The sequence below is a fragment of the Paenarthrobacter sp. A20 genome, from assembly GCF_024168825.1.
Taxonomy (GTDB): domain Bacteria; phylum Actinomycetota; class Actinomycetes; order Actinomycetales; family Micrococcaceae; genus Arthrobacter.
The window spans coordinates 453,023-473,406 of the sequence record NZ_JALJWH010000001.1; the positions used below are offsets into that span (position 1 = coordinate 453,023).

The window sequence follows — 20,384 nt, forward strand, 5'->3', positions numbered from 1 at the left end:
ACAACGAGCTATTGACGCAGGTTCGCCCGTGGCGTGATCCTTGTCCTAAGTGCTGCGGCACTCCGCAGCGATTAGCTTCCAGTAGAACGCCGCCGTCCCATGTCCAAACACCATGTCAAGCAAAGAGCAGCGAAAGCCGCCACCCCCGGACAGCCGACCGAAGGTCCCCTGACCCACGAAGAACTGCAACTTTCAGGGCGGAACCATTCCATGCCGCTGGAAGCCCTGCACGACGACATCACGCCGGCAGGCCTTCATTACTTACTCATCCATTTCGACATTCCGCACGTTTCCGTTGAGACATGGAGGCTGCGGTTGGGCGGGGCTGTTGAACACGGTCTTGATTTGAGTCTTGAGGACATCAAAGCCAGACCGGCTGTCACCCTGCCTGTGACCATGGAATGCGCAGGCAACGGGAGGTCGCTCCTGGCACCGCGACCCCTGAGCCAGCCTTGGGTCCTTGGTGCGGTGGGCACAGCCGAGTGGACCGGAACTCCCTTGGCACCCCTGCTGGAGGAGGCAGGGTTGGCGAGTGACGCCGTCGAACTTGTCTTTACCGGTGCCGACAACGGTATCCAAGGCGGCGTCGAAGAGCCGTATGCCCGCAGCCTGACCGTCGCTGAGGCGATGCATCCCGAAGTGATGCTGGTCTACGCCATGAACGGGAATCCCCTGCCGATCCAGCACGGATTCCCCCTGCGGCTGCTGGTGCCGGGTTGGTACGGCATGGCGAGCGTGAAGTGGTTGACGTCGATTGAAGCCGTGACATCCCGGTTCATGGGGTTCCAGCAGGCGGTCGCTTACCACTATCTGCAAGGTCCCGACGGCCCAGGCCTGCCCGTGACGCACATCCGTGTTCGCTCGCTGATGATTCCTCCCGGGATTCCTGATTTCTTCACCCGACGCCGCATCGTTGACGCCGGTCCCGTAATGCTGCACGGCCGCGCGTGGTCCGGACACGGCGAAGTGGAACGGGTGGAGGTGGGGATCGACGGCGAATGGATGCCTGCACATGTAGATCCGCCGCTGGGTGATTTCGCGTGGCGGTCGTGGTCCATGGTGTGGGTAGCCAGTGCGGGCGAGCATGTGCTGCGCTGCCGGGCGATGGATACCTCGGGCGCACTGCAGCCCACCGACCAGGTGTGGAATTACCAAGGCATCGGGAACAACATGGCGCAGCGTGTTGAGGTGACGGTGCGGTAGGTGTCTTTTGGGGATCTGCCGCGCTGCTTTCCGGCGTTCTCGCCTGCCCGCTCCGCCGCGGTTAGACTCGTTCCAATCATGAGCATCCCGTCTTCTTCCCCAGCCAACGTCCGAGTCGACGCCTGGTTGTGGGCGATACGCGCCTACAAGACCCGCTCCGCTGCCACGGCCGCCTGCCGTGCCGGGCACATCCGCATCAACGGAAACCCGGTGAAGGCTTCGCAAAGCGTGATCATCGGCGACACCATCCGGGTCCGCGAATCCGGGTGGGAACGGATCTTCGAGGTGCGGCGCCTGATCGCCAAGCGCGTCGGAGCCGAAGCCGCCTCCCACTGCTTCACCGACCACACTCCCCCGCGCCCCGTCGCCCCCAAACTCGGACTCCCCCAACGCGACCGCGGCGCTGGCCGACCCACCAAGAAGGACCGTAGGGATATGGAGAAGCTGCGGGGGTAGGTTGTGGTGGCGGGCACTTATCCACAGGCCGCCATTTCTGACATGAAACCTTCTCCGACCCCGGCCTAGACTGACCGGCACACCGCCAAACAGCTGCTGGGGAGCCTGTCATGCCACGCCTTTCGTCTGCCACTTTTCGTATCTTGAATGCCGGGAAACTGGTCACGGGAGTGGCATTGGCGCTCCTTCTCAGCGGTTGTCAGGGCGTTTCCACGCCCAGCGCCTCACCCTCAGAAACAAGTTCGACGACGGCGTCGCCCACCACGAGCGCTACGGTCCCGGCGGCTTCGGCTACTCCTTCAGCGGCGGCCGCGTACAAGCCCGCGGATGCCAAGGGAAAGGCACAGAATGTGCCGGTTCCCGTGATGCCCGACCTGGCGAAGGAGAACTCGAAGGTTGGGCTGGAGGCGTTTATTGGGTACTACTATGCCCAGTTGAGCTACAGCTACGAAACCGGGTCAACAGAACAATTAGCGCCCCTTAGTAGTCCCACCTGCACCCTATGTACTTCCCTCCGCAAAGGCATTGAGGCTGGTTGGCAAGACGGTCGGTGGATCGCCGGGGCCACAATCAGATCGGCAACGGTTGAAACTACCTTTGATCTATCCGCGTCAACTCAAGTCGCCGCCGTGCAGGTCATCCAGGAGCCAATCGAAATCAGGGATAAAGAAGGATCTCTGTATCAGGAGCCGACAGTTGCAACGAACTCCGCGAGTCGAGCGGAGCTGCGGTTTGCGGATCAGCGCTGGCTACTGGTCGACCTTGGTCTGATCCGTTAGTCCATGCATAAATTCACGCGAAGCATCAGCGTTCTTATGATTTCTGTCTGCATGTCATTTCTGTTTCAGAGCGCACTCGCCGAAGCGAAAGAGCCAAAAATTGACATCGGCTACGTCGAGAATGGTTTGGAACTGGCCGGCACTCAATGGACAAGGGACCCCGTCACCGGCGAGTTCATTCCGAAAATCGACGGTTCGCCGGCCGCCGAGGACCCGAACCAGTACATGGCTGACGTTCACTGCCGGTCTGGCGGAACGGATACACCAGACAAGGGTTGCCTGACGATGGAATGCCCGGCCAAGACACCTGACGGAGAAGAAGGCACCCCGGTGATCTGGAGGCAGGCACCGAAATCCATCACTAGTCCCACATGGACGGACTACCCAGCCGTCAGCGGACCGACGTGCCTATACGACCCTGAACCTGAGAACGTCCTGGCCAACATCGCCGCCCGCATCCTCACCGACTTCCGACAACTACCCGTCAGCCCCGGAACCCTCGAAGCCCAGCCGTTCCCGCACACCCTCAAAGGCGGCCCCACCAACTTCTACGCCACCGCTGGAGAGCAAGGCTTCGACGTCACCATCCTCGGCCAAGCCGTCCACCTGACGGCAACACCGGCGAGCTACACCTACGCCTTCGGCGACGGAACAACCCTCGGACCAACACCGGTGGCCGGCTACTCCATCCCCGAGGCAGAGTGGCTCAGCAACAAGACGCGCACCAGCCACATCTACACCGAAACAGGCAACTACCAAGCCACCCTCACGGCAAGCTTCACCGGCACCTACTCCGTCAACAACGGCCCACCACTACCCATCAACGGAACACTCGACATCACCACACCGGCCAAAACCATCCACGTCTGGAAAACAGAAAGAGCACTCGTAGCCGACACCTGCCAGGAAAACCCCAAGTCATGGGGCTGCCCCGGCGCAGAGAGCGGATAACCCGTGAGCGGCTCGGCGGAGCTTAGGAGAACCAGGTGTCCGGAGGGCCCATGAACAGCAGGAAGCTAAACACTGCGCCCACGGCCACGAGTGTCACAACAACGGCAAGGATGGGATTCCTCAACACCCAGGCCTGGGCTTTTTCGAATCCTCCCTTAGGCGCATCGCCACCGGCGGCCAAGCGCCAGTCGCCGGCGAGGAGGCCGCGACGGTCGAGGGATTTCTCCATGGGGATGGTGGCGTAGGGAATGACAGCCGACGCAATGGCAAGGAGTCCTGTGCGGGTTGTCCACTTCTGGTTGATCCAGGTGAAAGCGGCAGTCGCTGCATAGCAAAGGAACACGAAGCCGTGGATGCCTCCGGCGATACTCACCCCCACGTCGGTGGTCCGCGTGACGTACTTGAGGAACAGCCCGATCAGCAACAACGTCCATGTCACGGCCTCGGCAAAAGCGACGGTACGGAACAAGGTGCGGGGCTGCATGGAAGTCCTCAGGTAGAAAACGGGAGACACATCCAATTTACCGTGGTGGACGGACTCTTGAGGAATCACCCGGTATGGGAAGCGCCTGCCGGTTGCGGATGCGGGAATCACCGAATTCGATGGCAACCGGAGCGATTTCGACCACGGGCTCGTGCCGCGTACGGGCTTTACCCACAGCAATATGTGGAACCCACCGCGGCGACCTATAGCCAAGGGCGGGTGAGCTCAGGATGAAGTCGTCAACGTTGTCGAGACCCAATTCGTCCAGCAAAAGGTGCAGACCCTGCAGCAAGAGAGCCTGATAGTCGTGAACTTCCAGCGGAACATCCACTTCGAGACCCATGACGCGTCCGCCGCCCAAAGGAATCAGCTTGTCTGACTTGCCTAAAAACGCGGCCAGGACGGGGATCTCCGTCAGCCAACTGGCAATTTCAGGAAGCACGTCCTCCGGCTTCGCTGCTCCCTTGGTCCACGCTGCGATGTCATGGGCCAGGTCGTCGAGAATCCCGACATGCAGCAGGGTCATATGTAAGCCCGAGGGATTTCGAAGCGAATCGACGAAGCGGTTAAGGCCCTCGTAGTCCGAGGCACCGGCCCCAACACGGAGAACGGGTACCTCAACGGTGACGCGAGGTCCATGCGGTTTGCTTCCAGTGGGGTTGCTGGCCGTCATGGTTGCCATTATGCGCCGGCCGCGAAGCAAGCGGGAGGCCGACGGCGGAACTCGGCTTCCGCCGTCGTGCGTTGTTCCTTACTTCTTGGAGCGGGCCTGGACCAGGTTGGCAAACGGAAGCCGACCGAAGGCCGCAATGAAATCAGCGTGGTAGGTCGCTTCGGCGGCATTGACTTCGCTTGCAGGAAGCTCCTTCCATGCAATCACCAAGTCCAAGGCATCACGCAGTTGCCAGATGAGCCGCGCGTCCCAGACAACGGTCGGACGTCCGCGGCCGTAATCCATGAACTCCTGGATCTGCTTGCGGAGCCCGCGGTTACCCTGGCTGCCGGCACTCGCTTTGCCGAGGTACACCACAGAAGCGTCCGGAATCCACTCTGCTTCCAGTGCTTCCCGTTTGAGGGAGGGGTCCTTCTTCTTGAACGTTCCGGCGGCGCTCTTGCTAAGGAACATGGGCTCGAAGTCGGCCGGGCGGAGGATCGCAAAGATGCCGGGTCCTTGGGGGATCCTCATGGGATCGAGTTCGTCGAGCGGCCGGAACCCGGTGAACCCGTCGTCGGTGAGGGACTTTCTGGTGAAGAGCATGGTCCATTGTGTCAAGGATGGGTGGTCGGGTGGATGGCCAAGGCGGCTTCCCGTACCGCTGTGCCGTATCCGGGAAGTCGGCGTACGGCGACATTTGCGAATGTCGCCGTACGGCGACAGAGGGCAGTACCAGCTTCCAAACCCTGAAGCGGTTCTTTCAGCGTTGACAGGCCCTTGTGACCCGTGCCATATTCAAAGCGTGAACCTGTCAGACAGCCGGACAGCCGGACAGCAAGAGCCCCAGGGTGCGCATATGCCCATCTCCCGCATCTCCGCAGCTGAAGCGGTCTTCGCGGCCCTGAGGCGAGCCATCGAGGGCGGCCAGTTCGATATCGGCACCAAGTTGAGCTCCGAAGCAACGCTCGCTGGTCAGTACGGCGTCAGCCGCTCCGTCATCCGGGAAGCGCTGAGGTCCTGCAACACGTTGGGCCTCACGGTCACCAAAACCGGCAAAGGCACGTTCATCGTGGCGAACAAGGTTGCTAACGACCTTACCTTGGGTCAGTACAGTGCACGGGATCTCAACGAGGCACGTCCGCACATCGAGATTCCGGCGGCCGGGCTCGCCGCCCAGCGCCGCACTGATGAGGAGCTGGAGCACCTCAAGGAAATCGTCCAGGAAATGCTCAGCGAGAACGACCCCGAAGCCTGGGTGAACCTGGACGCGAGCTTCCATTCAGCCGTGGCCCGCGCCAGCGGAAACCGGGTGTTCGCCAGCGTCGTCTCGGATATCCGTGAGGCACTGGCCCACCAGTCCGAAACCCTTAACCTCGTAGCAGACCGGCAACACCGCTCGGACGAGGAACACGTTGCCGTGCTCAACGCGATCGAAGCGGGCGACTCCGAAGCCGCAAGTAAAGCCATGGCCGCCCACCTGCAGGCCGTCAGCGTGGCACTGGACACGATCCTCAGCAAATGACACACCCCAAGGACACCATCACCATGCCCGTCCCCGAAGCAATGGCCACACCCCAGGCCTCCGCGCACCAAGCCCCCAAGCATGTCCCGCTCGTCGAGGTAACCCGCGACGGCTTGGTGGAGAGCATCCACTACGGTTCGCTGATCGCCCTGCGGAGCAACCGCACCACCGCAGTGGAGGCCGGCGAGCCTGACGCCCCGATGTACCCGCGTTCAAGCCTGAAACCATTGCAGGCCGTAGCCCTGCTCAAGGCCGGCTTGGATATCCCCCAAAACCTCTTGGCCCTCACGGCGGCCAGCCACTCCGGTGCGCAGATGCACCAGGCTGGCGCCACTGAAATCCTGAAGCTGCACGGCCTCACAGAAGCGGCTCTGGGTAACAGCACGGACCTCCCGTACGGCGTCCCCGAGCGCGAAGAGTGGCTCCGCCAGGGCAACGGCCCTACCCAAATCGCGCAAAACTGCTCCGGCAAGCACGCCTCCATGACTGCCGTGTGCGTCATCAACGGCTGGCCTGTGGAGGGGTACCTGCATCCCGAGCACCCGCTGCAGGTCCTGGTCCGCGACACCATCACCGAACTCACCGGGGAGGAAGCGGCCGCAGTGAGTACTGACGGCTGCGGAACCCCGCTCTTCGCACACTCGCTGCACGGCATGGCCCGCGCTTATGGCCGCCTCGCGGCCGCCGACGAGAGCACTGACGAAGGCAAAGTCGCCCACGCCATGCGCCGCTTCCCGGAAATGGTGGCCGGCGAGGGCCGCGACGTCACCGCCCTCATGCGGGCCGTGCCAGGCCTGCTCGCCAAGGACGGCTTTGAGGGCCTCCAACTGGTGGGGCTCCCGGACGGCACGGGCATCGCCGTGAAGATTTCCGACGGCGGCGATCGCGCCCGCATGCCCGTCACCGTTGAGGTTCTTCGCCGGTTGGGCGTCGACGGCGGCAGCTTGGACACGCTTCAGAGCCCGCCCGTGCTGGGTGGCGGCCTTCCGGTCGGCGAACTCCGCGTAGCCCAAATTTTCAGCAACTAAACCAAGGACAGCTATGACCACCGTCGATCAGGCAATCCCACTCCGTTCCGAACACGACCTTCTGGGGGACCGAAACGTCCCTGCGGATGCTTACTGGGGCGTTCATACGCTCCGGGCTATCGAGAATTTCCCCATCACCGGACAGCCCCTCTCAACCAACAAGCACCTCGTCAGGGGTTTGGCTGCCGTGAAGCAAGCTGCGGCCCGCACCAACCATGAGCTTGGCCTCCTGGATGCCGAACGGGCAGGCGCCATCGAGCAGGCGTGCCAGGACATCATGGACGGCATGCTCCATGAGCAGTTCATGGTGGACGTGATCCAGGGCGGCGCGGGCACCAGCTCAAACATGAACGCCAACGAGGTCATCGCCAACCGTGCACTGGAAATCCTGGGTCACCCCAAGGGGGATTACTCCAAGCTGCACCCGAACGACCACGTCAACCTGAGCCAGTCCACCAATGACGTCTACCCGACGGCGGTGAACCTCGCCACGATCTTCTCCGTCAAGGAACTCCTCCTGGCACTTGAAGAACTCGAGGTCGCTTTCGCAGAGAAGGGCCGCGAATTCAGGACCGTGGTCAAGATGGGCCGCACCCAGCTCCAGGACGCCGTGCCCATGACCCTGGGCCAGGAGTTCGGCGGGTACGCAGTGACCATTGGCGAGGACCGCGCACGCCTGGACGAGTCGCACATGCTGATCCACGAGATCAACCTGGGTGCCACCGCAATCGGCACTGGCTTGAACGCCCCGGCCGGTTACGCCGAAGCTGCCTGCCGCCACTTGGCTGAAATCACAGGCCTTCCCCTCCTCACTGCTGCGGACCTCATCGAGGCCACCCAAGACGTGGGCGCGTTCGTTCACCTGTCCGGCGTCCTCAAGCGGGTGGCAGTGAAACTCTCCAAGATTTGCAACGACCTCCGCCTGCTGTCCTCCGGACCGCGTGCGGGTTTGGGCGAGATCAACCTTCCGGCTGTGCAGTCCGGCTCGTCGATCATGCCCGGCAAGATCAATCCGGTGATCCCGGAAGTGGTCAGCCAGGTGGCGTATGAAGTCATCGGCAACGATGTCACTGTCACCATGGCCGCCGAGGCGGGCCAGCTTCAGCTGAACGCCTTCGAACCGATCATTGTGCACAGCCTGCACAAGAGCATCTCCCACCTGGAAGCAGCGTGCCGCACCCTTACGGCACGCTGCGTCCGGGGCATCACCGCAAACACCGAACGGCTACGGCTTACCGTGGAGCAGTCGATCGGTCTCGTCACGGCATTGAACCCCCATATCGGTTACGCCTCCGCCACCGCTATCGCCCAGGAGGCGCTGGCAACGGGCAAGGGTGTGGCAGAGCTCGTTCTGGAGCACGGCCTGCTGACCGCAGCGCAGCTGGAAGAACTTCTCAGCCCCGAACGTCTGGCAAATCTCAGCAAACAGGTCGAAACTGACCACTAAGCCCAGCGGCTTTAGTCAGCCGTCCCGCCCGATGAGGCATACCGCCACGAGGCGCTGTCTTGCGTGCCCGAATCCCTGACCGGACGCGCCCAGGACACCCCCAACAGGACACTCCTAAGGATTCCAATGACCAATCCCATCACGGACCACACGGTCCCGGCCCAAGCGCACGCCAGCGAAAAAGCCCTCCACCAGGAGGACTCCGGCTACCACAAGGACCTCAAGCCCCGCCAGATCCAGATGATCGCGATCGGCGGCGCTATCGGCACCGGCCTGTTCCTGGGCGCCGGTGGCCGGCTCAATGCGGCCGGCCCGTCCCTTGTCATTGCGTACGCAGTCTGTGGCTTCTTCGCTTTCCTGATTCTTCGCGCCCTTGGTGAACTCGTTTTGCACCGCCCGTCGTCGGGGTCGTTCGTCTCCTACGCCCGTGAGTTCTACGGCGAGAAGGCAGCATTCGTCTCGGGTTGGTTCTACTGGATCAACTGGGCCACCACCACCATCGTGGACATCACCGCAGTGGCGCTATATATGAACTTCTTCGGCAAATACATCGCCTGGATGGGCGCCGTTCCGCAGTGGGCCTGGGCGCTCATTGCCCTGGTGGTGGTACTCTGCCTCAATCTGGTGTCCGTGAAGGTCTTCGGCGAAATGGAGTTCTGGTTCGCGCTGATCAAGGTGGCCGCGCTGGTGGCCTTCCTCCTTGTCGGCACCTACTTCGTCATCTTCGGCACCCCAGTGGATGGCCAGGAAGTGGGCTTCAGCCTCATCTCGGACAACGGCGGTGTCTTCCCGAACGGCATCCTGCCCATGATCATCCTCATGCAGGGTGTGCTGTTCGCCTACGCCTCGATCGAGCTCGTGGGAACCGCTGCTGGTGAAACTGCCAACCCGGAGAAGATCATGCCCAAGGCCATCAACTCCGTGGTCTTCCGCATCGCGGTCTTCTACGTTGGCTCCGTCATCCTGCTGGCCCTGCTCCTCCCTTACACCTCGTACGAGAAGGGCGTCAGCCCCTTCGTGACCTTCTTCGGCTCCATCGGCGTCGAAGGCGTAGACGTCATCATGAACCTCGTGGTGCTCACCGCCGCCCTGTCCTCGCTGAACGCCGGGCTCTACTCCACGGGCCGCATCCTCCGCTCCATGTCAGTGGCCGGCTCCGCCCCGAAGTTCGCGCAGCGCATGAACAAGGCAGGCGTCCCTTATGGCGGCATCGCCATCACAGCAGGCGTTTCGTTGCTCGGCGTTCCGCTGAACTACCTGGTGCCGTCCGATGCCTTCGAAATCGTCCTCAACGTTGCCTCCGTGGGCATCATCGTCACCTGGGCCACGATCGTCCTTTGCCAGATGCAGCTCAAGCGCTGGTCCGACAAGGGCTGGTTGAAGCGACCGTCGTTCCGGTTGTTCGGCGCCCCCTACACGGGCTGGCTGTCCTTGGTCTTCCTGCTGGGTGTCCTGATCATGGTGTTCATCGAGTCCCCGCTCACCATGCTGGTCACTGCGATTGCCTGCGGACTCATGGTCTGGGGCTGGTTCCTGTGCCGTAAGCAGATCCACGAACTCGCTGCCACGCGCGACGGTTACACCGGCAGCGCACCGGTGATCGCCAATCGCCCGCTCCCCGGCGGCGACAAGTAGCAAGCAACAACCGCTGAATCACGACGGCGGCACCCACGTTCCGTAACAGCGGAACCCGGGTGTCGCCGTCGTCGGTTAACGCGCCCAAGCAGGTCGCACTTCAGGTCGTTCCGAGCGCTGGGAACGACCTGAGCTGCGACTCGGTGGGTGCGGACGCGGCGGAAACAGACATCGGATCATTCGTGGCTACTATTGGTCCATGGCTGTCACAGACGAGGCGATCAGCAAGATCAAAGACATGCTGATCCGCGGGGAACTTAAGGCTGGCGACCGACTTCCGCCGGAAAAGGAACTGAGCGAGAGGCTTGGCCTTTCAAGGAGTTCGTTGCGGGAAGCCGTGAAGGCGCTTGAGCTGATCCGCGTGTTGGACGTCCGTCGCGGAGATGGCACTTACGTCACCAGCCTGGACGCCAAGCTGCTCAATGAAGCCGTGGCATTTGTGGTTGACCTGCACCAGGACAGGTCCATCCTTGAGCTCTTTGAGGTCCGACGAATCCTGGAACCGGCCACCGCACACCTGGCGGCTGGCAAAATCGGACCCGGGCAACTGCTGGCCCTCCGCAGCACCATGGACGGTATCGACGAAAACACGGACGTGGAAGAACTCGTGGCCCATGACCTCGAGTTCCACAGCATCATCACCGAAGCCGCCGGTAACGACTACCTCGGCAGCCTCCTTGAAGCCCTGTCAAGCAGCACAGTCCGGGCACGGATCTGGCGGGGACTGACCCAGGAAAAGGCTGTGGCGCACACCTTGGCCGAGCACCACGCAATCGCGGACGCCCTGGAACGGGGCGATGCCGAACTGGTGCGGGCTTTGGTTACCGTGCACATCAGCGGCGTGGAAAACTGGCTGCGGCAAGCCCTCTAGCTTTCCTCGCGCTCTAGGCGCCAGCGTGCGGAGCAAGGCCGTAGGTACGGATCGCAGTCCCTTCAAGCACAGCGTCCTGCTCGGCCGGACTCAGGGTGGAAACAAGTTCCAGCAGGACGTCCAGGGTCCGCCTATACGGCGCTCCGAGCGTACTGACCGGCCAGTCGCCGCCGATCATCAACCGCTCCGGGCCGAAGGCCTCCAAAGCTGATTCGAACAAGGTCAGCAAACTGTCCGCCGAGTACTCAACGCCCGGCACGTGAAGGCCGGACAGCTTGGCCACGGCGTTCGGCTGGCGCCCAAGGGAACGGAAATCGGCGTGCCACGAGTCCATGGCCCCGGGGTCGGCAAGAGGCGGCTTGCCCAGATGATCGAGCACTATGGTCAGTTGGGGCATCTCACGGGCCAGCCGGACTGCCGACCCCAGATGCCGGGGAAAGGCATCCGGGACATCGAAGGCGAGCCCGCGCCCTGCCACCAGCGCCAGCGACTCGCGAACGGCCGGCAGGTGGAGGAAGTCAGCCCGGGGATCCTCATGGATCAGGTGCCGGACGCCCTTGAAAACGGGATGGGCGCCAAAACGGGCCAATTGCTCGGCGGCCTCGGTCGGTGACTCCAGCCGCACCCAACCCACCACTCCCAGCACCCAGGAATTCCGCGCGGCCACAGCCAACATGGCCTCGGTGTCGGCCTCGGTGTCGTCGGCCTGCACCAGGACGGCTCCCCTGGCCCCGGCAGCATCCAACACCTCATGGGCCTCGTCCTCGCCGTAGCTGCGGAAGAGCGCACCGTGCTGCGGACCGAGCCAGGAATAGGGGCGCGCTCCGCCGGTGACGAAGGTGTCCAAGGTCCACAGATGCAGGTGCGAGTCAATCACGCCCGGATGCCTCCAGTGCTTCCCACAACTCGTCGGGAACGGTTTCCTCCATCCGGGCCGCGTTGGTGGCGACCTGCTCGGGAGCGCTGGCTCCGGCGGTCACGTTCACCACGGCGGGATGCCGCAACGGGAACTGGAGTGCCGCCGTCGGAAGTTCCACGCCAAAGTCGCGGCAGACCGTCGCCAGGTGACGTGCCCGTTCCACCAGTGCTTTCGGTGCCCGATCGTAGTTGTAGTGGGCGTCGTCGGGGACTTCCGCTCGGGCCAGCAGCCCGGAGTTGAAAGCACCAACGCTGACGACGCCGGTGCGGCGCTCCACACAGCGCTCAAGCAGCGGGACGCTGGGCTGCTCAAGCAGGGTGTAGCGTCCGGCGAGCATGACAAGGTCCAGGTCTGCGGCTTCGACGCATTCGAGCGCAGCTTCGGCCGAGTTGATGCCCACGCCGATTGCCTTGATCAGGCCCTCGGACCGCAGCTTTTCCAGTACCGGCAGCGCCTGGGAGATTCCGGCTTGGAGGTCGTGGACGTCGGGATCGTGGAGATACGCGATGTCCACATGGTCCAGGCCGAGGCGCTCCAAGGAGTCTTCGATGCTGCGCCGAATGCCGGCGTCGGAGAAGTCCCATACTCGCCGGGTGCTGGCAGGGACATCGAAGCCTTCCGGGTCCTGTCCACCGGCGTTGTTGGGTTCCAGCAGCCGGCCGACCTTGGTTGAGATGACAAACTCGTCCCGCGGCTTGTCCCGAAGGACGGCTCCAAGTCGCTGCTCGGACAGGCCCAGGCCGTAGTGCGGCGCGGTGTCGAAGTAGCGGATCCCGGCGTCCCAGGCAGCCAGGACAGTGGCGAGCGCCTCCCCATCGGGGATGGAACGGTAGAGGTTCCCGATCCCGGCCGCGCCAAAGCCGAGCCTGCCCAGATTAAGTGGCGTCAGTGATTCAGCATTCATGGCAACTCCCATACCTTATGAATACCCTGATCCTCCCCTGAGTAATCGTCCTGGACCTCCAAAAGTTCTGCCATCCTGGCCTGCCACGGCACATTGGCAGGGTGGTCGGCGAGCGCGTGGCGCATCGATTGGTAGTCGTCGACGTCCACCACATGGAAGAGGTGGAGCCCGCTGCGCCAAATACGCCAGTTCCTGACCCCGGCGTCCTTGAGAGCCGCAACCAATTCAGGCGGGATGTGCTGGTGGGCGTCGGCGTATTCCTCTTCGGCTCCCGGTTTGAGCTTTGTGTGGAGGGCGATGCTCTCAGCCATGGGATGCCCCGCGCTCCGCAGTCCCGGGCTTCAGGAACAGTTCCAACACTGGAACTGCAACGTCGGGGCGTTGAACAGGCAGCTTGATGGTCAGTGTTCCCGGGGGTTGGCCGCCCGGTGTCATGTTCATTGCCTGCTGCCCGGGGTCCACCTCTTTGAGGAAGACCTCCGAGGCATCGTTCAGCAATTGCGCGTACTCGACCTTGCCCGCGAGGTCCGGCAGATGAACGTACTCGAACGGCCACGCAAAGAGGTGGACATAGAGCCGGTCGCCGCGCTGGGTGTAGCGGGCATCCGCCGGGGCTGTCAACGGCGAAGCCCCGGCACCGTAGATGGCGCGGGAGTGCAGCTTCATCCACTCTCCAATGCCCGCCAAGGAGGCGAGCGCCCGGGGATCGATGCTGCCCCGGCCTGTCGGCCCGACATTGAGCAGCAAGTTGCCGCCCTTGGACACCCCATCCACCAGCATGCGGATGAGCAGGTCCACGGACTTGTCATTCAGATTGTCCCGGTCGTAGCCCCAGCTGCCGTTGAGAGTCTGGCAGGCCTCCCAGGTGACCGGTTCGCCGTCGAGCATCATGGGGCCAGCGGGCTGGTACTGCTCCGGCGTGACGAAGTCTCCCGGTATGTCCAGCCGGTCATTGACGATGATTCCGGGCTGCAGCTCCCGCACCATGGCGAGCAGTGCTTCCGAGTCCCAGTCCTTGCGACCCTTGCCACCCCAATAATCCTCTTCGTGTCCACCTGTGTAGGAGAAGTCGAAGAACAGGTAGTCGATGGTGCCGTAGTTGCTCAGGAGCTCACGGACCTGCCCATGCAGGTAGTCCCTGTAACGGGCCATGTCGCGTCCGCTGTTCAGGCTTTCGACGTCGGCCGCGTTGCGTTGGGGATGGACCCCGTCAATAGGGAAATCGGGGTGGTGCCAGTCGATAAGGGAGTGGTAGAAACCAACCTTCAGCCCCTCTGCCCTGAGCGCTTCCACATAGGGGGCGACCAAGTCCCGGCCCGCAGGAGTATTGGTGGCTTTGTACTCCGTCAGGGCTGAATCCCACAGGCAAAAGCCGTCGTGGTGCTTGGTGGTGAGGACCACGTACTTCATCCCTGCTTCCCGGGCGGCGCGGGCCCACTCCCGGGGATCGTAGAGATCCGGGTCAAAGCGCCTGAAGTACTTGGAGTACTCCTCCACAGTGGTCTCTTCCCGGTTCATTACCCACTCGTGCCGTGCCGGGAGCGCGTATAGGCCCCAGTGCACGAACATCCCAAAGCGTGCTTCTTCGAACCAAGGTGCGTGCTGGATCAACGGGATTCCTTCCATACGGGGCCGTTCGGAAAGCTGTACGCGGCCAGTGTTTCACGGAGCATTTCGTTGCCGGCTCCGGGAGCCGACGGCGGCCAGTACGCGCCGCTGTGGACATCTACGGGTGTGATGAAGTGTTCGTGGAGGTGATCCACGAACTCAATGGTCCGGCCTTCCTTTGTCCCGGATACGGCGATGTAGTCGAACATGGACAGGTGCTGCACGGCCTCGCAGAGCCCAACCCCGCCGGCATGTGGGCATACCGGGACGCCGAACTTGGCGGCGAGCAGGAGGATGGCGATGTTCTCGTTGACTCCTGCCACACGGGCAGCGTCGATCTGCAGGACTTGGAGTGATCCGGCTTGGAGCATCTGTTTGAACACCACCCGGTTCTGGACGTGCTCCCCGGTTGCCACGGGAATCGGAGCAACGCCGCGGGCGATGGCTGCATGGCCCAGAATGTCATCCGGGCTGGTGGGCTCCTCGATCCAGGCAATGTCGTAGGGGGCCAGATGGGCCATCCAGTCGATGGCGTCCTGGACGTCCCAGCGCTGGTTGGCGTCCACGGCGATCCTGATATCCGGGCCAACAGCTTCGCGCGCAGCCCGGACGCGACGGATGTCATCCTCCAACGAGGCTCCGACCTTGAGCTTGATCTGCGTGAATCCGTCGGCCACGGCTTCCTTGGCCAGCCGCGTCAGTTTTTCATCGCTGTAACCCAGCCAGCCCGGCGTCGTGGTGTATGCAGGGTAGCCCTCGGCGAGAAGAGCCGCTGTGCGCGTTTCCCTTCCTGGCTCGGCGGCTCGAAGTATCGCCAACGCCTCGTCAGGGGTGAGCGCATCCGTGAGGTAGCGGAAGTCAACCAAGGCCACCAGCTCTTCCGGAGTCATCCCGGCGAGCAGCTCCCAGAGGGGCAACCCGGCGCGTTTGGCCTTCAGGTCCCACAGGGCGTTCACCACGGCGCCGATGGCCATGTGAATGACGCCCTTCTCCGGACCGAGCCAGCGGAGTTGGGAATCGTGGGCCAACAGTTTCCAGGTGGCGCCCATGTCTGCGAGCAGGTCCTCAACTGTCCGGCCGATGATGTGCCCGCGGAGGGCATCGAGTGCCGCAGTTTCCACCTCGTTGCCACGCCCGATGGTGAACACAAAGCCGTGGCCCTCATGCCCGTCCCCGGCGTCGGTGCGGATGATCAGGTAGGCGGCGGAGTAGTCGGGGTCCGGATTCATGGCATCCGAGCCGTCCAGTTCGAGGGATGTGGGGAAGCGGATATCGTACGTATCCACTGCGGTAATGGTGCTCATGCGGCTCCTGAAGTGCGTCACGATTCTTCACCGAGCCTAAACATCCGATGTCTGCCTTGTCAATGGGTCACATTTCCGTATTATGGGGGGGAAACAGCACACTAGAGCTCGGATGTTAGTCCCGAACGCACGGAGGAAGCCATGACCTTGAAATTCGCCAGGCTGGGTACGGCCGGAAACGAACAACCGGCAGTCATCGCCCAGGACGCCGACGGCACCGAGAAGTACTTCAACCTTTCGAGCCTGACCAGCGACATCGACGGCACTTTCCTCGCCTCCGACGGCATCGAACGCACCCGTGAGGCCCTGAATAAAGGGGAACTTCCGGAAATCCCAGCCGCAGGCCTGCGCATCGGCGCTCCCGTTGCCCGCCCCGGTGCCGTGGTGGCCATCGGCCTGAATTACACGGCCCACGCTGCCGAATCCGGTGCGACGCCGCCCGAGGTTCCCGTAGTCTTCCTCAAGCCGAGCAACACCATCGCCGGCCCGTTCGACGCCGCCCCCATCCCGCCGTCGTCGGAAAAGTACGACTGGGAAGTTGAACTGGCGATCGTGATCGGCCGCGAAGCGTCATACCTTTCCTCTGTTTCAGAGGCTGAAGCATGCATCGCCGGCTACGCAGTGGCCAACGACCTCTCCGAGCGCGAGTACCAGATCCCCGGTTCGGCCGGACAGTGGACCAAGGGCAAATCCCTCCCCGGCTCCACTCCCTTGGGCCCGTGGTTGGTTCCCGCCTCGGACGTCGACCCCGGCAACCTGCGCCTGCAGACACTGGTCAACGGAGAAGCCCGCCAGGACTCCACGACCTCGGACATGATCTTCGACCCTGCCACGATCGTCCATCATCTCAGCCAGTACATGGTCCTCGAACCCGGCGATGTCATCATCACCGGCACCCCCGAGGGCGTCGCACTGTCCGGGCGCTTCCCGTTCATCCAGCCGGGTGACGTTGTGGAACTGGAGATCGACGGCTTGGGCCGGCAGCGCCAGGAGTACTTCCGGGCCACGTCCGGCTCAGCCACAGGTACTGGCCACGCCGTTTCCTTCGCCAGCACCACTGCCTGACCCGATGGCAAAATCGGTGGGCAATGAATTCGAAGGCCTCGCAGCTCTGGTGACCGGCGGCGCCTCCGGGATCGGAGCGGCCATCGCGGACCGCCTGGCGGCCGGAGGTGCGCAGGTGGCGGTCCTCGACCTCGCCCCGGAAACCAGCCCGCACTTTGGCGTGCAGTGCAACGTTGCCGATGACGCCTCGGTGCGTACCGCCGTCGAAAGCGTTGCCAGGCAGTTCGGCCGCCTGGACATCGTCATCAACAACGCCGGCATCGGCGCCCAAGGTGACATCGCAGCGAACGACGACGACGAATGGCTCCGCGTCCTCAACGTCAACGTGGTGGGAATCGCCCGGGTCAGCCGGGCAGCCCTGCCATATCTGCGTGAGTCGCCGGCCGCCGCGATCGTGAACACCTGTTCCATCGCCGCCACGGCAGGGCTCCCGCAGCGGGCACTCTACTCTGCGTCCAAGGGCGCGGTCCTGTCCCTGACGCTCGCCATGGCGGCTGACCACGTGCGGGAGGGCATCCGCGTGAACTGCGTGAACCCCGGCACCGTGGACACTCCGTGGGTGGGCCGACTGCTCGATTCGGCCGCTGATCCCTCCGGCGAGCGCGCCGCGCTCAACGCCCGCCAGCCCCACGGCCGGATGGTTGACCCCACGGAGGTGGCCGGTGCCGTCGCGTACTTGGCGAGCCCGCTGTCAGGTTCGACGTCGGGCACCTCGCTGGCGGTCGACGGCGGCATGCAGGGTTTGCGGTTGCGGCCGGTTCAGTAACCGGTGTGGGGCTGGATCACAAGATCCCGTTGAAGATCTGCCAGCCCCAGCCAACGGTTTCGGCGCCTTTCCAACCACCGCGGCCATCGGCGTAGTACATCACCAGTTCGCCGGCCGCGTTAATACCGTGCACGTCATTGAAGCCATCGCGGTTGAAGTCCCCTGCGCTGCCGATGCTGGTCAGCGCGTTCCAGCCCTGCCCGATCCAGCGTGAGCCGGTCCATCCACCTGCGCCGTCTCCACCGTAGAGATGGAGTCCTCCGGCCTTGTCTTTGGCCAGGACATCCACGTTGCCGTCGCCATCAAAGTCGCCGGGACCGATCAGGAGGTCCATGACGTCCCAGCCCTGGCCGACCTTCACCCTGGGACTCCAACCTCCCCACGGATGCGAAGGGAAGACGTAGAGATCCCCGTTCGCCTCGCTGCCCAAAAGATCATTGAGGCCATCGCCGTTGAAATCGCCGGGACCCAACACTTTGTCCATGCTGTTCCACCCCCAGCCCACGGCATAGCGGAAGGTATAGAACCCGCCGTCACCCGTTCCTTGGAAGCGGTACAGCGTCCCGGAACCATCGGTGGCCATGAGGTCGGTGATGCCGTCAGTGGTGAAGTCTCCGGCGGCAAAGATCCTGGTAAACGCGTCCCATCCAGGGCCTACTTGCCGGGTTTCCTGCCAACCTTGGACACCATCCCTCCCCAGGTACATCAAGAGTGTTCCGTCGCGCCTGCGGGCCATCAGCTCAAACACGCCCCGGCCAGTGAAGCCCTCCGCCCGCATTGGTTCTTTGCGGATCTCCTCCGACTCGCCGGTGACAACTTCCTTGCCGGCGCAGTTGGTAGGCGAGCCAGTGGCAATCGCAGAGATCCGGCCGCCAATGTCATCAGCTTCCAAGGGATAGAGGTATGGAGAATAGGGCGGACTGGTTTCCACGGGTTCGCCGTCCCGAAGCCACTGGATGGAATAGCTGGACTCGCCGCCCCCACCGCAGTTGGCGAAGTAGGCCGGCGCACCTTCCACGGACAGGACCGCGCCCACGATCGGATGGCCATAAACGCTCACATCCCGGGCGTCTGCTGCGTGCGCGGCCGGCATCAAGGTAGTGCCCACCAGCAACGCAGCCATGACTCCTGCCGCGCCGATTCTTTTCCCGCAAAACAGGCCCACGATTCTCCCTCGAAAGGTGCCATATGCGCCCATCCTAGGAGGCGCCCCCGACGGCGGGACGAACGCGGGGGACGACAGGCCGCCGTCGTGCGCTGTTTCCTGCGGCGCCTCCATTGCGTAACGCAACTGGCCCGCAACGTCCGGCCCTCACGGTTCGCCTATGCTCAACCACAAGGAATCAACGGCGACTCACTTAGCAAACCCAGGAGACACGGCCATGAGCAACTGGCGCATCAGGGACTTCCACTCGTCCGACCTCGACGGCATCCTGCACCTGTGGGAATCACTCAAGGCCGATGGCGTGGAACCCGTCTACGCGTTGTCCGAGGTCCTGGCATCGTGCGAAAAGGACCACGCGGTGGTGGCCGTGCAGGGTGATCAAGTAGTTGGCGCCGCAGTGGGCCGCGCCGCGCACGACCAAGGCTGGATCGTCTTCCTGGCCACCCTCACCGAATTCCGCGGCCGTGGCATCGGCACCTCGCTGCTGTCCGCCGTCGAGAACCGAATGGCTCCCCACGGCCTGAACAAGCTGTCCGCGCTGATGCCGGAAACCGAGACGCGCGTAGAGGCGTTCCTTGGCCGCGGTTTCGTGGTGAAGAAGAACCTGCGCTACTTCGAACGGACCATTCCCGTGCAGCGGCAGGAGCTGGGCGCATTGGGGCTGCTCGGCGGGCGGATCCTGGCGCGGGATCTCTGGGAGAACGTGGCGGGCATGCGCCGTGAGAAGGAACTGCTGGAACGCCGCTTGGTGCTGCCGCTGGCCGAGGCCGACCTCGCCGACGAATACGGCGTGGTCCCGCCGCGCGCCGTCGTGCTGTTCGGCCCGCCAGGCACGGGCAAAACCACTTTTGCCAAGGCCATTGCTTCACGGCTCGAGTGGCCGTTCGTTGAGGTCTTCCCTTCGCGTTTGGCCGCTGATCCCAAGGGCCTGGCCGGTGCGCTGCGCGAGACGTTCCTGGAAATCGCCGAACTGGAGCACGCCGTGGTGTTCATCGACGAGGTGGAGGAAATCGCGTCACAGCGTGCCGGGGATCCGCCGTCGCCGTTGCAGGGTGTCACCAACGAGCTCCTTAAGATCATCCCGGCCTTCCGCGAGCAACCCGGCCGTTTGCTGGTGTGCGCCACCAACTTCATCCGTGCCTTGGACACGGCGTTCCTCCGCCACGGCCGCTTTGATTACGTGATCCCCATCGGCCTGCCCGACGTCCATGCCCGCGAGGCCATGTGGCAGCGATTCATCCCCGCCACCGTGGTGGACTCGGTGGACATCGCCCAACTGGTGGAACGGACCGAGGGCTTCTCGCCCGCAGACATCGAGTTCGCTGCCCGCAGCGCCTCCCAGCGTGCTTTGGAAAAAGCCGTGTACGACGACGACGGCTCCGGTCTTGCGAGCAACGGACGTAAGGGACCGGCCACCCAGGATTACCTCGACGCGATTGGCGACACCCGGACGACTGTGAGCCCGGAGGTGCACCAGGACTTCCTGGAGGACATCGACGTGCTGGGCCGGGTCTAGGGGCTCTTTTTCGCGAGATCGCCGCAGCGGTGTGGGTTCGCCGGAGCAATCCGGCAATCTGGACGCAATCCGGCGATCTCGGCGCAGGGACACGGGCGACGGTAAT

Annotated in this window: 22 protein-coding genes; 12 read left to right on the top strand and 10 right to left on the bottom strand. The window is 63.4% G+C overall.

Going from position 1 to position 20,384, the window contains the following annotated elements:
* The first annotated feature begins 99 nt into the window (after window positions 1-99).
* Together J3D46_RS02130 and J3D46_RS02135 are read left to right on the top strand one after the other, a co-directional pair.
* Window positions 100-1,203, top strand: coding sequence for a sulfite oxidase (locus tag J3D46_RS02130; RefSeq protein ID WP_231341749.1), 1,104 nt, complete (start codon window positions 100-102; stop codon window positions 1,201-1,203).
* Window positions 1,204-1,281: 78 nt separating this feature from the next.
* Complete coding sequence (locus J3D46_RS02135) at window positions 1,282-1,659, top strand: RNA-binding S4 domain-containing protein (protein ID WP_253464841.1); 378 nt, start codon at window positions 1,282-1,284, stop codon at window positions 1,657-1,659.
* A 199-nt stretch (window positions 1,660-1,858) separates the two neighbouring features.
* Here the strand turns inward: J3D46_RS02135 and J3D46_RS24885 are convergent, their stop codons facing one another.
* Complete coding sequence (locus J3D46_RS24885; RefSeq protein WP_256490922.1) at window positions 1,859-1,993, bottom strand: hypothetical protein; 135 nt, start codon at window positions 1,991-1,993, stop codon at window positions 1,859-1,861.
* Window positions 1,994-2,009: 16 nt separating this feature from the next.
* Between J3D46_RS24885 and J3D46_RS02140 the strand changes: the two genes are divergently transcribed.
* Together J3D46_RS02140 and J3D46_RS02145 are read left to right on the top strand one after the other, a co-directional pair.
* Window positions 2,010-2,438 (top strand): DUF6318 family protein, encoded by a 429-nt coding sequence (locus J3D46_RS02140; protein WP_253464843.1) that lies wholly within the window; start codon window positions 2,010-2,012, stop codon window positions 2,436-2,438.
* Between the two features lie 51 nt (window positions 2,439-2,489).
* Window positions 2,490-3,389 carry a PKD domain-containing protein gene (locus J3D46_RS02145; protein ID WP_231343384.1) on the top strand — a complete coding sequence of 300 codons (900 nt, stop codon included), beginning with the start codon at window positions 2,490-2,492 and terminating at the stop codon, window positions 3,387-3,389.
* Between the two features lie 22 nt (window positions 3,390-3,411).
* Here J3D46_RS02145 and J3D46_RS02150 read toward each other — a convergent pair whose 3' ends face one another.
* The 3 genes from J3D46_RS02150 to J3D46_RS02160 all read right to left on the bottom strand — a co-directional run bounded on the left by J3D46_RS02150 (window position 3,412) and on the right by J3D46_RS02160 (window position 5,131).
* The gene (locus J3D46_RS02150; RefSeq protein ID WP_231343383.1) at window positions 3,412-3,873 is read right to left on the bottom strand and encodes a DUF3817 domain-containing protein; all 462 of its coding nucleotides are present in this window, start codon (window positions 3,871-3,873) and stop codon (window positions 3,412-3,414) included.
* A gap of 37 nt (window positions 3,874-3,910) precedes the next feature.
* Window positions 3,911-4,546, bottom strand: coding sequence for a hypothetical protein (locus tag J3D46_RS02155; protein WP_231343382.1), 636 nt, complete (start codon window positions 4,544-4,546; stop codon window positions 3,911-3,913).
* A 78-nt stretch (window positions 4,547-4,624) separates the two neighbouring features.
* Window positions 4,625-5,131, bottom strand: coding sequence for a hypothetical protein (locus tag J3D46_RS02160; protein WP_231343381.1), 507 nt, complete (start codon window positions 5,129-5,131; stop codon window positions 4,625-4,627).
* A gap of 199 nt (window positions 5,132-5,330) precedes the next feature.
* Here J3D46_RS02160 and J3D46_RS02165 point away from each other — a divergent pair, with 199 nt between their 5' ends.
* From J3D46_RS02165 to J3D46_RS02185, 5 genes are all read left to right on the top strand, one after another.
* Window positions 5,331-6,050 carry a FadR/GntR family transcriptional regulator gene (locus J3D46_RS02165; RefSeq protein WP_231343380.1) on the top strand — a complete coding sequence of 240 codons (720 nt, stop codon included), beginning with the start codon at window positions 5,331-5,333 and terminating at the stop codon, window positions 6,048-6,050.
* The gene (locus J3D46_RS02170; protein ID WP_231343379.1) at window positions 6,047-7,078 is read left to right on the top strand and encodes an asparaginase; all 1,032 of its coding nucleotides are present in this window, start codon (window positions 6,047-6,049) and stop codon (window positions 7,076-7,078) included. The genes J3D46_RS02165 and J3D46_RS02170 overlap by 4 nt, the downstream gene beginning before the upstream one ends.
* A gap of 13 nt (window positions 7,079-7,091) precedes the next feature.
* Window positions 7,092-8,525 (top strand): aspartate ammonia-lyase, encoded by a 1,434-nt coding sequence (locus J3D46_RS02175; RefSeq protein WP_231343378.1) that lies wholly within the window; start codon window positions 7,092-7,094, stop codon window positions 8,523-8,525.
* A 126-nt stretch (window positions 8,526-8,651) separates the two neighbouring features.
* Window positions 8,652-10,160 carry an amino acid permease gene (locus J3D46_RS02180; protein ID WP_231343377.1) on the top strand — a complete coding sequence of 503 codons (1,509 nt, stop codon included), beginning with the start codon at window positions 8,652-8,654 and terminating at the stop codon, window positions 10,158-10,160.
* Window positions 10,161-10,359: 199 nt separating this feature from the next.
* Window positions 10,360-11,031 carry a FadR/GntR family transcriptional regulator gene (locus tag J3D46_RS02185; RefSeq protein ID WP_231340285.1) on the top strand — a complete coding sequence of 224 codons (672 nt, stop codon included), beginning with the start codon at window positions 10,360-10,362 and terminating at the stop codon, window positions 11,029-11,031.
* A gap of 13 nt (window positions 11,032-11,044) precedes the next feature.
* On the opposite strand, the gene J3D46_RS02190 is transcribed toward J3D46_RS02185, so the two are convergent.
* From J3D46_RS02190 to J3D46_RS02210, 5 genes are read right to left on the bottom strand one after another with little or no spacing between them, the layout of a single operon-like run.
* Window positions 11,045-11,908, bottom strand: coding sequence for an amidohydrolase (locus tag J3D46_RS02190; RefSeq protein WP_253464846.1), 864 nt, complete (start codon window positions 11,906-11,908; stop codon window positions 11,045-11,047).
* Window positions 11,901-12,866: an aldo/keto reductase gene (locus J3D46_RS02195; protein WP_374110759.1), complete on the bottom strand. Its 966-nt coding sequence runs from the start codon at window positions 12,864-12,866 to the stop codon at window positions 11,901-11,903. The genes J3D46_RS02190 and J3D46_RS02195 overlap by 8 nt, the downstream gene beginning before the upstream one ends.
* Window positions 12,851-13,165: an L-rhamnose mutarotase gene (locus tag J3D46_RS02200; protein WP_253464852.1), complete on the bottom strand. Its 315-nt coding sequence runs from the start codon at window positions 13,163-13,165 to the stop codon at window positions 12,851-12,853. The genes J3D46_RS02195 and J3D46_RS02200 overlap by 16 nt, the downstream gene beginning before the upstream one ends.
* Window positions 13,158-14,465 (bottom strand): alpha-L-fucosidase, encoded by a 1,308-nt coding sequence (locus J3D46_RS02205; RefSeq protein ID WP_253464855.1) that lies wholly within the window; start codon window positions 14,463-14,465, stop codon window positions 13,158-13,160. The genes J3D46_RS02200 and J3D46_RS02205 overlap by 8 nt, the downstream gene beginning before the upstream one ends.
* The gene (locus tag J3D46_RS02210) at window positions 14,462-15,766 is read right to left on the bottom strand and encodes an L-fuconate dehydratase (protein WP_253464857.1); all 1,305 of its coding nucleotides are present in this window, start codon (window positions 15,764-15,766) and stop codon (window positions 14,462-14,464) included. Before J3D46_RS02210 ends, J3D46_RS02205 begins: the two co-directional genes overlap by 4 nt.
* A gap of 141 nt (window positions 15,767-15,907) precedes the next feature.
* Here J3D46_RS02210 and J3D46_RS02215 point away from each other — a divergent pair, with 141 nt between their 5' ends.
* The gene (locus J3D46_RS02215; protein WP_253464860.1) at window positions 15,908-16,831 is read left to right on the top strand and encodes a fumarylacetoacetate hydrolase family protein; all 924 of its coding nucleotides are present in this window, start codon (window positions 15,908-15,910) and stop codon (window positions 16,829-16,831) included.
* A gap of 4 nt (window positions 16,832-16,835) precedes the next feature.
* Window positions 16,836-17,597, top strand: a complete 762-nt coding sequence (locus J3D46_RS02220) for an SDR family NAD(P)-dependent oxidoreductase (protein ID WP_231340278.1) — start codon at window positions 16,836-16,838, stop codon at window positions 17,595-17,597.
* Window positions 17,598-17,613: 16 nt separating this feature from the next.
* Here J3D46_RS02220 and J3D46_RS02225 read toward each other — a convergent pair whose 3' ends face one another.
* A complete protein-coding gene (locus tag J3D46_RS02225) occupies window positions 17,614-18,720 on the bottom strand; it encodes an FG-GAP-like repeat-containing protein (protein ID WP_253464862.1) in 1,107 nt (368 codons plus the stop codon).
* Between the two features lie 259 nt (window positions 18,721-18,979).
* Here J3D46_RS02225 and J3D46_RS02230 point away from each other — a divergent pair, with 259 nt between their 5' ends.
* Entirely contained in the window at window positions 18,980-20,278 is a 1,299-nt protein-coding gene (locus tag J3D46_RS02230) for an ATP-binding protein (protein WP_253464865.1), read from the top strand.
* The last annotated feature ends 106 nt before the right edge of the window (window positions 20,279-20,384 follow it).